The sequence below is a fragment of the Streptococcus pseudopneumoniae genome (genome assembly GCF_001072665.1).
In the GTDB taxonomy this organism is placed as follows: domain Bacteria; phylum Bacillota; class Bacilli; order Lactobacillales; family Streptococcaceae; genus Streptococcus; species Streptococcus pseudopneumoniae_S.
In genome coordinates this window covers 24,738-35,161 of the sequence record NZ_JVJI01000051.1, presented here as the reverse complement: position 1 = coordinate 35,161, position 10,424 = coordinate 24,738, and the positions used below count along the sequence as shown (strand labels likewise).

Below are 10,424 nucleotides of genomic sequence, written 5' to 3'. Positions count from 1 at the left end.
ACTCAAAATCCAGTGTCCGCAAGGACGTGCCGGTTCGACCCCGGCCGCCGGTATAGTATAGAGTTAAGGAACGTTGTAAATCTTCGTTCCTTTTTATATTATTTTTGGTATAATAATAGTTATTCAAATTTTATTTAGATTATGAAAGTGTAGGGAAGTATGTCTCGTTCTATCGATTTATTAAAACATCGGTATTTGAAAAATATTAAAGAAAATCCTGAATTGTTTGTCGGGATTGAGCTGGAATATCCTGTTGTAAACTTGGAAGGGGATGCTACAGATGTTGAAGTTATCAAGTACTTATTCCGATATTTAGTTTCTGCTTTGGATTTTACTGTCGAAAAGGTAGATGATTTTGGGACTCCTATTCAGTTAGTGGACCAAGTAAGTCAGGATACTATTTTATTTGAAGTTTCCTATACTACGATTGAGTTTGCATTTGGTAAGGCTGAAACGATACAAGAGGTTGAAGAACGTTTTAGTATTTATATGGAAGTAATCCAGAAGAAGTTAGCTGAATCAAATCATGCTATTGTCGGCTGTGGTATTCATCCCAACTGGGATAAAAATGATAATTGTCCAGTGGCTTACCCACGCTATCAGATGTTGATGGACTATTTGAATTTAAGTAGAAATGTGACTAAATCAGACTTACATCAATTCCCTGAATACGGCGCTTTTATCTGTGGGAGTCAGGTACAGTTGGATGTTTCAAAGTCTAACTACTTACGAGTGATTAATGCTTTTACCCAAATTGAAGCAGTTAAGGCTTATTTATTTGCAAACTCTGAGTTTACAGGTGCGGATTGGGATACGAAAATTTCAAGGGATATTTTCTGGGAAGAATCGATGCATGGTATCTATCCAGAAAACGTTGGGGTCAATGCAAGACTATTTAAAGATGAGGATAATTTTTTTGATTATCTAGATCATTCTGCAATTTTTACTGCGGAACGTGATGAACAAACCTTTTATTTTTATCCGATTCAGGCTAGGGACTATTTGGCTACACCTGAAATCCAAGCATTTTCTCTTAATGGGGATGAGATTCTTATTTCCCCTCAAGAGAAGGATTTTGAAACCCATCGTAGTTATCAGTACCAAGACTTAACGACTCGCGGAACAGTTGAGTTTCGTAGTGTGTGTACTCAACCTCTAGATAGAACCTTCGCTTCTGCTGCCTTTCACTTGGGATTATTAGTTAATTTAGATAAGTTAGAAGCTTACTTAGAAGCAGCACCTTTCTTTGAAGTATTTGGTCGTAATTACAAGTTTTTAAGACGACAATTTTCTAAGAAAAAGCTTACAGATGAGGAAGAAACTGCGATTATTGAAATTTCCAAAGACTTACTCCTGCTAGCTGAGGAAGGACTGGAGATGAGAAATAAGCAAGAAATGACCTACTTACAGCCTTTGAAAGAAGAATTGAGCCTATAATTTCTCTTATAAAAGGAGAATTTTCTGAAAAATCATGATATAATGGATGAGACTATAGATAAAGGATAGAGAGTAATGACATTAGTTTATCAATCAACGCGTGATGCCAACAATACAGTAACTGCTAGCCAAGCAATTTTGCAAGGTTTGGCAACGGATGGTGGTTTGTTTACACCGCTTACTTATCCAAAGGTAGATTTGGACTTTGACAAATTGAAAGATGCATCTTATCAGGAAGTTGCTAAGATTGTTTTGTCAGCATTTTTAGATGACTTTACAGCTGAAGAGTTGGACTACTGTATCAACAATGCTTACGATAGCAAGTTTGATACTCCAGCTATCGCACCATTAGTGAAATTAGACGGGCAATACAATCTGGAACTCTTCCATGGTTCAACAATTGCCTTTAAGGATATGGCCTTGTCTATCTTGCCATACTTTATGACAACAGCTGCTAAGAAGCATGGTTTGGAGAACAAGATTGTCATCTTAACAGCGACATCTGGGGATACTGGGAAAGCTGCTATGGCAGGATTTGCTGATGTACCTGGTACTGAAATTATCGTCTTTTATCCAAAAGATGGTGTCAGCAAGGTACAAGAGTTGCAAATGACCACTCAGACTGGCGACAATACTCATGTTATCGCTATTGATGGTAACTTTGATGATGCCCAAACAAATGTGAAGCATATGTTTAACGATGTGGCTCTTCGTGAAAGATTAGCGGCCAACAAGTTGCAATTTTCATCTGCAAACTCTATGAATATTGGTCGTTTGGTACCACAGATTGTTTATTATGTTTATGCCTACGCTCAATTGGTTAAGACTGGTGAGATTGTGGCTGGTGATAAGGTCAACTTCACAGTACCAACAGGAAACTTTGGAAATATCTTGGCTGCCTTTTATGCCAAACAAATCGGCTTACCAGTTGGCAAATTAATCTGTGCTTCAAATGACAACAATGTCTTGACAGACTTCTTCAAGACACGTGTTTACGATAAGAAACGTGAGTTTAAGGTAACAACTAGCCCATCTATGGATATCTTGGTATCTTCAAACTTGGAGCGTCTCATTTTCCATCTTTTGGGTAATGATGCGGTTAAGACAGCTGAACTCATGAATGCCTTGAACACGCAAGGACAATATGAGTTGACAGATTTTGATGCAGAGATTCTTGATCTCTTTGCGGCTGAATATGCGACTGAGGAAGAAACGGCAGCAGAAATCAAACGTGTTTATGAGTCAGATTCTTATATCGAGGATCCACATACGGCGGTTGCCTCAGCAGTTTATAAAAAATACCAAGCTGCTACTGGGGATGCGACTAAGACAGTGATTGCTTCAACAGCTAGTCCATACAAGTTCCCAGTGGTTGCAGTAGAAGCTGTAACTGGAAAATCAGGGCTTGGCGACTTTGAAGCCTTGGCTCAATTACATGATATTTCAGGAGTGGCAGTGCCGCCAGCAGTTGATGGGCTTGAAACAGCTCCTGTTCGTCACAAGACAACAGTGGCAGCTACTGACATGCAAGCAGCGGTTGAGGCTTATCTAGGACTTTAAGACAGAGGGAGTAAACTCGGTTGGGAAACCAACTGAGTTTCTTTTCATCAGGAGGAAGGATTGTTTAAGAAAAATAAAGATATTCTTAATATTGCATTGCCAGCTATGGGTGAAAACTTTTTGCAGATGCTCATGGGGATGGTGGATAGTTACTTGGTAGCCCACTTGGGCTTGATAGCTATTTCGGGTGTATCAGTAGCTGGCAATATTATCACGATTTACCAGGCGATTTTCATCGCTCTGGGAGCTGCTATTTCCAGTGTTATTTCAAAAAGTTTGGGGCAGAAGGATCAATCTAAGCTAGCCTATCATGTGACTGAGGCCTTGAAGATTACCTTACTATTAAGTTTCCTTTTAGGATCTTTGTCTATCATCTCTGGGAAAGAGATAATAGGACTTTTGGGGACGGAGAGAGATGTAGCTGAGAGTGGTGGACTCTACCTATCTTTGGTAGGCGGATCGATTGTTCTCTTAGGTTTAATGACTAGTCTGGGAGCCTTGATTCGTGCAACACATAATCCACGTCTGCCTCTCTATGTTAGTTTTTTATCTAATGCCTTGAATATTCTTTTTTCAAGTCTAGCTATTTTTGTTCTGGATATGGGAATAGCTGGTGTTGCTTGGGGGACAATTCTGTCTCGTTTGATAGGTCTTGTGATTTTATGGTCGCAATTAAAGCTGCCTTTTGAGAAACCGACTTTTGGTTTAGATAAGGAACTATTGACCTTAGCTTTGCCAGCAACTGGAGAGCGGCTCATGATGCGGGCTGGAGATGTCGTTATCATTGCCTTGGTCGTTTCTTTTGGAACGGAGGCGGTGGCGGGAAATGCAGTCGGAGAAGTCTTGACTCAGTTTAACTACATGCCTGCCTTTGGCGTCGCTACGGCAACGGTCATGCTGGTGGCCCGAGCGGTTGGAGAGGATAATTGGAATAGAGTAGATAAGTTGAGTAAACAAACCTTTGGGCTTTCTCTGGTCCTCATGTTACCCTTGACCTTCAGTATCTATGCTTTGGGTATACCACTAACTCATCTCTATACGACTGATTCTCTAGCGGTGGAGGCTAGTGTTTTAGTGACACTTTTTTCACTACTTGGTACTCCTATGACGATAGGAACAGTCATCTATACAGCAGTCTGGCAGGGTTTGGGCAATGCTCGGCTTCCCTTTTATGCGACAAGTATAGGGATGTGGTGTATCCGCATTGGGACAGCCTATCTGATGGGGATTGTTCTTGGTTGGGGCTTGCCTGGTATTTGGGCCGGAACCCTTTTGGATAATGGTTTTCGTTGGTTATTTCTACGTTACCGTTATCAGCGTTATATGAGCTTGAAAGGATAGGAAATGCAAAAAACAGCTTTTATTTGGGATTTAGACGGGACTTTATTGGACTCTTATGAAGCGATTTTATCAGGAATTGAGGAGACTTTTGCTCAGTTTGCTATTCCTTATGATAAAGGGAAGGTGAGGGAGTTTATTCTCAAGTATTCTGTGCAGGATTTGCTTGTGCAGGTGGCAGAAGAGCGAAAGCTAGATGTGGAAGTGCTAAATCAGGTGCGTGCACAGAGTCTGGCTGAAAAAAATGCCCAGGTAGTCTTAATGCCAGGTGCGCGTGAGATGCTAGCTTGGGCAGACCAAGCAGGAATTCAGCAGTTTGTTTACACTCATAAGGGAGACAATGCTCTTACCATTCTCAGAGACTTGGGTTTGGAGTCCTATTTTACGGAGATTTTAACAAGTCAGAGTGGCTTTGCGCGGAAGCCAAGTCCAGAAGCAGCTAACTATCTGATAGACAAGTATCAGCTAAATCCTGATAACACCTATTATATAGGGGACCGGACTCTGGATGTGGAATTTGCCCAGAATAGTGGGATTCAAAGCCTCAACTTTTTAGAGTCGACTTATGAAGGTAATCACAGGATTCAAGCGTTATCAGATATTTCCCATATTTTTGAGACTGTGCGATAAAAAGATTGTGTCAGTTTTGTGACAGAGACCTAACAAACTATTTCAAGTAACCGAGTTTGTTACAAGGAATAGACAGTTCTGTTAAATAGGCCCGAGAGGGCTTTTTTTCTGCTTTTTTTGTGTTATCATAGACAGGTACTCATTTGAAAGGAATTTGAAAGAATGAAGAAAAGAATATTATTAGCCTCAACAGTAGCCTTGTCATTTGCCCCAGTATTGGCAACTCAAGCAGAAGAAGTTCTTTGGACTGCACGTAGTGTTGAGCAAATCCAAAACGATTTGACTAAAACGGATAACAAAACAAGTTATACCGTTCAGTATGGTGATACCTTGAGCACCATTGCAGAAGCCTTGGGTGTAGATGTCACAGTTCTTGCGAATTTGAATAAAATCACGAATATGGACTTGATTTTCCCAGAAACTGTTTTGACAACGACTGTCAATGAAGCAGAAGAAATAACGGAAGTTGAAATCCAAACACCTCAAGCGGCTTCTAGTGAAGAAGTGACAACTGCGACAGCAGATTTGACAACCAATCAAGTGACGGTTGATGATCAAACTGTTCAGGTTGCAGACCTTTCTCAACCGATTGCAGAAGCGCCAAAAGAGGTAGAAAATACAAGTACAAAAGAAGTAGCAACAAATTCAGAAGTTGCAGAGACAGTTGCTACTGCAGAAGAAGTGGCACCATCTACAGAGACTTCTGTCTCAGAGGAGCAAACAGCCGAAACAAGTAGTGCAGTTGCAGAGGCAGCTCCTCAGGCAACGACTCCAGCTGATAAGCATGAAATACAAGCAAGCCCTCAAGCTGAATCAGTAGTGGAAGCAACTACAACGCCAGTAGAAGAAAAAGCAACCGAAACAACTACAACAAGTTCAGAAGAAGTAAAAGAAGCCTCATCAAATGAAGCTACAACAGCAGTTTCTACTTATCAACCAGAAGAGACGAAAACAACTTCAGCAACTTACGCAGCTCCAGCAGCTCCAGATTATGCTGGACTTGCGGTAGCGAAATCTGAAAATGCAGGTCTTCAACCACAAACAGCTGCCTTTAAAGAAGAGATTGCCAACTTGTTTGGCATCACATCCTTTAGTGGTTACCGTCCAGGAGATAGTGGAGATCACGGAAAAGGTTTGGCTATCGATTTTATGGTGCCAGAAAGCTCAGAACTAGGGGATAAGATTGCGGAATACGCTATTCAAAACATGGCCAGCCGTGGTATTAGTTACATTATTTGGAAACAACGTTTCTATGCTCCATTCGATAGCAAATATGGGCCAGCTAATACTTGGAACCCAATGCCAGACCGCGGTAGTGTGACAGAAAATCACTATGACCACGTTCACGTTTCAATGAATGGATAAACCAGACTTGGTAATATCATTTTTACGAATGAGATTTAGCTTTCGTGATAGAAAGCGAGTCTCGTTCGTTTTTTCTTTGTCATACTCTTCGAAAATCTCTTTAAACCACGTCAGTTTTATCTGCAACCTCAAAGCTGTGCTTTGAGCAACCTACGGACAGCTTCCTAGTGTGCTCTTTAATTTTCATTGAGTATCAATATGAATGGGAAATGGAAGTTACCATTTTGTAATGATTGAAGCAACATTCTTGCAATCTATTTTAATTTATATTATACTTGATTAGTCAATTATTGATGAATCAATCGAAAAGAGAAAAGAAATGATAGAGATTCAAGATCTGCTTTATCAACTCCGCTTGTCTGAGCAAGCGAGTACGCAATTGTTTGAAAAAAGACTTGGGATTAGTTTGACACGGTATCAGATTTTACTGTTTTTATTGGAGAATTCTCCCTGTAATCAAATGGCGGTTCAGGAGCGTTTGAAGATTGATCATGCTGCTTTGACACGACATTTCAAGATTTTGGAAAAGGAAGGTTTGGTGGAGCGTCATCGTAATCCTGAAAATCAGCGGGAAGTGTTGGTAGAGGCTACGAAGTATGCCAAGGAGCAGTTAGTGGTGAATCCACCTCTGAATCATGTCAGGGTTAAGGAAGCGATGGAAAGTATCTTAACAGAGTCTGAGAGAACAGAACTCAGCCGTTTATTAAATAAATTGGTTTTGGGTATTGAAAATATAGAAATTTAAGGAGAAATAGATGTCAATTATTACAATCATTTTAGCAACGATTGTTGCTTTGGAGCATTTTTACATTTTTTATTTGGAAAGTATTGCAACGCAATCAGAAGCGACTAGTCGTGTCTTTAACATGGAAAAGGAAGAACTGGCTCGTCCGTCGGTAAGCTCATTGTTTAAAAATCAAGGGATTTATAATGCTCTACTAGGAGTCTTTCTCCTGTATGGCATTTATTTCTCACAGAATTTAGAAATTGTGACTATTTTTGTCTTATTTGTGATTGGGGCTGCGACTTATGCTCTCTCACAGCAGATAAAAAAATTATTTTGAAGCAAGGTGGACCAGCTATTTTGGCCTTGATTAGCATTTTTCTCTTTAAATAAGTTCAAAGGTCAATCCTAGTCTCGCTAGTCTTTTTCACTCCAGAATAAGGGAAATATGTTATACTTGTTTTTAAGAAAAAATCTCATTGAATTTGTTTTGAGGAGTTAGAAATGAAAGTATTAGTGACAGGTTTTGAGCCATTTGGAGGGGAAAAGGTCAATCCAGCCTTGGAGGCTGTTAAAGGTTTACCAGCTGAAATCCATGGTGCTGAGGTCCGTTGGTTAGAAGTGCCAACAGTCTTTCACAAATCGGCTCAATTATTGGAAGAAGAGATGAACCGCTATCAACCTGACTTTGTCCTTTGTATCGGCCAAGCAGGTGGAAGAACCAGCTTGACACCTGAGCGAGTAGCCATTAATCAAGATGATGCACGCATTCCTGATAACGAAGGTAATCAGCCGATTGACCTTCTCATTCGAGCGGATGGTGCTTCGGCCTACTTTAGTAGTCTGCCGATTAAAGCGATGGTCCAAGCTATAAAAAAAGAGGGCTTGCCGGCCTCTGTTTCCAATACTGCAGGGACTTTTGTCTGCAATCATTTGATGTATCAGGCCCTCTATTTGGTAGAAAAGAAATTTCCCCATGTTAAGGCAGGTTTTATGCACATTCCTTATATGATGGAACAGGTGGTGAATCGACCGACCACTCCAGCTATGAGTTTAGTGGATATTAGGCGAGGGCTAGAAGCGGCAATCGGCGCCATTATAGAACATGGAGATCAGGACCTCAAGTTGGTAGGCGGAGAAACTCATTGATAGAAAAAAGCTTGAGGGAAAAACCTTCAAGCTTTTGGACGTTTTCGAGCCAGTACTGCTCGGTAAAAAATTATTTTATTGATTTGAATGTAGGGTAGGAGTGAGAAACTAGCAATCCCAAAGGTAATCCAATTGAGGAAATACCAAGGAAGGAGTTGTAAGTCTAGGACAAAGCGCTGAAATTTGTAACCTTTCATTAAGAAACGGCTGGTTTTAAGTATTTGCCCTGGTTTAGCTTGTCCCAAGTCTAGGGTGTCACAGAGGAGAAATTCTACCTGTGAATAGGCATAGTATTGTGGGATATAGAGACTATTTCCGACAATCATCAAGAGGATACTTGCTAGGAAGTAAAGACCAAAGGTCATGAGGAAACCCTCCGTTTCAATTGACGTGAGATCCAGATTGGGAAATTCAGGATGGATTTCAACGAATTTCTTTGCTAGAAAGCTACTGTAAAAGAGGAAGTAAATCCCGAGTAAACTAGGAATGCTCCATAAAAAGAGATAGAAGCGTTTGAGAAGGAGAGTCAAAAAGGTTTGTGAAAAGTGCTCTTCGTTAAAGAGAGTAAGACTGTTTTTGACGGATAGTTCTGTATCAGGATTCTTTATGAGTTTCAGGGTTGTGTAGACTGAACTGGTTAGAAGTATTGTCCCGATAAAGGAGACTAATAGAGGAAAAAGATAGGCTTGGAATACATGGCCAAAAACGCTTAAAAAGGATTGCTCTAAAATAGACTCGTTGATACGCTCTAAGGGATTGAGGAAGCCAGACAAGATGACTAGCATGCTAGGTAAGAGATAGACGAGAAAGAGGCGGGGATTTTCAGCCTGAAATTGTCTGGCCTGCAGACGAACGGTTTTTAAATCAATTTTTGAGTTTTTCATTCTCTCATTATACCATAGTTCGTGACAGTTCAAGCTTTTTTTGATAAAATCATACAGTATGCCCTTGGGCACAAAGTATGAACTGGGACTGTTTTTTCCAGCTTCGGAGGTAGAAAATGTCAGATTCACCAATCAAATACCGTTTGATTAAGAAAGAAAAACACACAGGCGCACGTCTAGGGGAAATTATTACCCCACATGGCACCTTCCCAACACCTATGTTTATGCCAGTTGGGACACAAGCCACTGTCAAAACTCAGTCACCTGAAGAATTGAAGGAGATGGGTTCGGGAATTATCCTGTCAAACACCTATCATCTTTGGCTTCGCCCTGGAGATGAACTCATTGCACGCGCGGGTGGTCTCCACAAGTTCATGAATTGGGACCAGCCTATCTTGACAGATAGTGGTGGTTTCCAGGTTTATTCTCTAGCAGATAGCCGAAATATCACAGAAGAAGGTGTAACTTTTAAAAACCATCTCAATGGTTCTAAGATGTTCCTATCGCCAGAAAAAGCTATCTCTATTCAGAATAATCTGGGCTCAGACATCATGATGTCCTTTGACGAATGTCCTCAGTTTTATCAACCATACGACTACGTTAAGAAATCAATCGAGCGTACCAGTCGTTGGGCTGAGCGTGGTTTGAAGGCTCACCGTCGTCCACATGACCAAGGTTTGTTTGGAATTGTGCAGGGTGCAGGATTTGAAGACTTGCGTCGCCAATCAGCTCACGACCTTGTCAGCATGGATTTCCCAGGCTACTCTATCGGTGGCTTAGCAGTGGGAGAAACCCACGAAGAAATGAATGCGGTCTTGGACTTTACAACTCAACTGCTGCCTGAAAATAAACCTCGCTATTTGATGGGTGTGGGAGCGCCAGATAGCTTGATTGATGGGGTGATTCGTGGAGTGGATATGTTTGACTGTGTCTTGCCGACTCGTATCGCTCGTAACGGAACTTGTATGACCAGTCAAGGTCGTTTGGTTGTCAAAAATGCTCAGTTTGCTGAGGACTTTACGCCACTGGATCCTGAGTGTGATTGTTACACATGTAAGAACTATACACGCGCTTATCTTCGTCACCTGCTCAAGGCTGATGAAACCTTCGGTATCCGCTTGACTAGCTACCACAACCTTTACTTCTTGCTCAACCTGATGAAGCAAGTACGCCAAGCCATCATGGATGACAATCTTTTGGAATTTCGTGAGTATTTTGTTGAAAAATATGGCTATAATAAATCAGGCCGTAATTTCTAAAATGGAATTGATATAAGCTAAAAATCCTAAGTTTTCTCTTGGGATTTTTCTTCTTTTTTTGATAGAATAAAGTGTATA

General features: G+C 40.8%; 9 protein-coding genes and 1 pseudogene. 9 read left to right on the top strand and 1 reads right to left on the bottom strand.

Annotated elements, in window-relative coordinates:
* Positions 1-159 precede the first annotated feature (159 nt).
* The 8 genes and pseudogenes from ADH52_RS03310 to pcp all read left to right on the top strand — a co-directional run bounded on the left by ADH52_RS03310 (position 160) and on the right by pcp (position 8,203).
* Positions 160-1,437 (top strand): glutamyl-tRNA synthetase, encoded by a 1,278-nt coding sequence (locus ADH52_RS03310; protein ID WP_049510072.1) that lies wholly within the window; start codon positions 160-162, stop codon positions 1,435-1,437.
* A 75-nt stretch (positions 1,438-1,512) separates the two neighbouring features.
* On the top strand, positions 1,513-2,997 hold the full coding sequence (gene thrC, locus ADH52_RS03305) for a threonine synthase (RefSeq protein ID WP_049510070.1): 1,485 nt from the start codon (positions 1,513-1,515) through the stop codon (positions 2,995-2,997).
* Between the two features lie 60 nt (positions 2,998-3,057).
* Positions 3,058-4,338, top strand: a complete 1,281-nt coding sequence (locus tag ADH52_RS03300) for an MATE family efflux transporter (protein ID WP_049510069.1) — start codon at positions 3,058-3,060, stop codon at positions 4,336-4,338.
* A gap of 3 nt (positions 4,339-4,341) precedes the next feature.
* Positions 4,342-4,965, top strand: a complete 624-nt coding sequence (locus tag ADH52_RS03295) for an HAD family hydrolase (protein ID WP_049487279.1) — start codon at positions 4,342-4,344, stop codon at positions 4,963-4,965.
* A 162-nt stretch (positions 4,966-5,127) separates the two neighbouring features.
* Entirely contained in the window at positions 5,128-6,330 is a 1,203-nt protein-coding gene (locus ADH52_RS03290; RefSeq protein ID WP_049510068.1) for a LysM peptidoglycan-binding domain-containing protein, read from the top strand.
* Positions 6,331-6,649: 319 nt separating this feature from the next.
* Positions 6,650-7,075, top strand: a complete 426-nt coding sequence (locus ADH52_RS03285) for a MarR family winged helix-turn-helix transcriptional regulator (protein WP_049510066.1) — start codon at positions 6,650-6,652, stop codon at positions 7,073-7,075.
* A 10-nt stretch (positions 7,076-7,085) separates the two neighbouring features.
* Positions 7,086-7,447, top strand: a pseudogene (locus ADH52_RS03280) (DUF1304 domain-containing protein).
* Positions 7,448-7,558: 111 nt separating this feature from the next.
* Positions 7,559-8,203, top strand: coding sequence for a pyroglutamyl-peptidase I (gene pcp / locus ADH52_RS03275; protein ID WP_049487283.1), 645 nt, complete (start codon positions 7,559-7,561; stop codon positions 8,201-8,203).
* Positions 8,204-8,229: 26 nt separating this feature from the next.
* Here pcp and ADH52_RS03270 read toward each other — a convergent pair whose 3' ends face one another.
* A complete protein-coding gene (locus ADH52_RS03270; RefSeq protein ID WP_049487284.1) occupies positions 8,230-9,087 on the bottom strand; it encodes a DUF975 family protein in 858 nt (285 codons plus the stop codon).
* Between the two features lie 116 nt (positions 9,088-9,203).
* Here ADH52_RS03270 and tgt point away from each other — a divergent pair, with 116 nt between their 5' ends.
* The gene (gene tgt / locus ADH52_RS03265; protein ID WP_001285237.1) at positions 9,204-10,346 is read left to right on the top strand and encodes a tRNA guanosine(34) transglycosylase Tgt; all 1,143 of its coding nucleotides are present in this window, start codon (positions 9,204-9,206) and stop codon (positions 10,344-10,346) included.
* Positions 10,347-10,424: the final 78 nt, after the last annotated feature.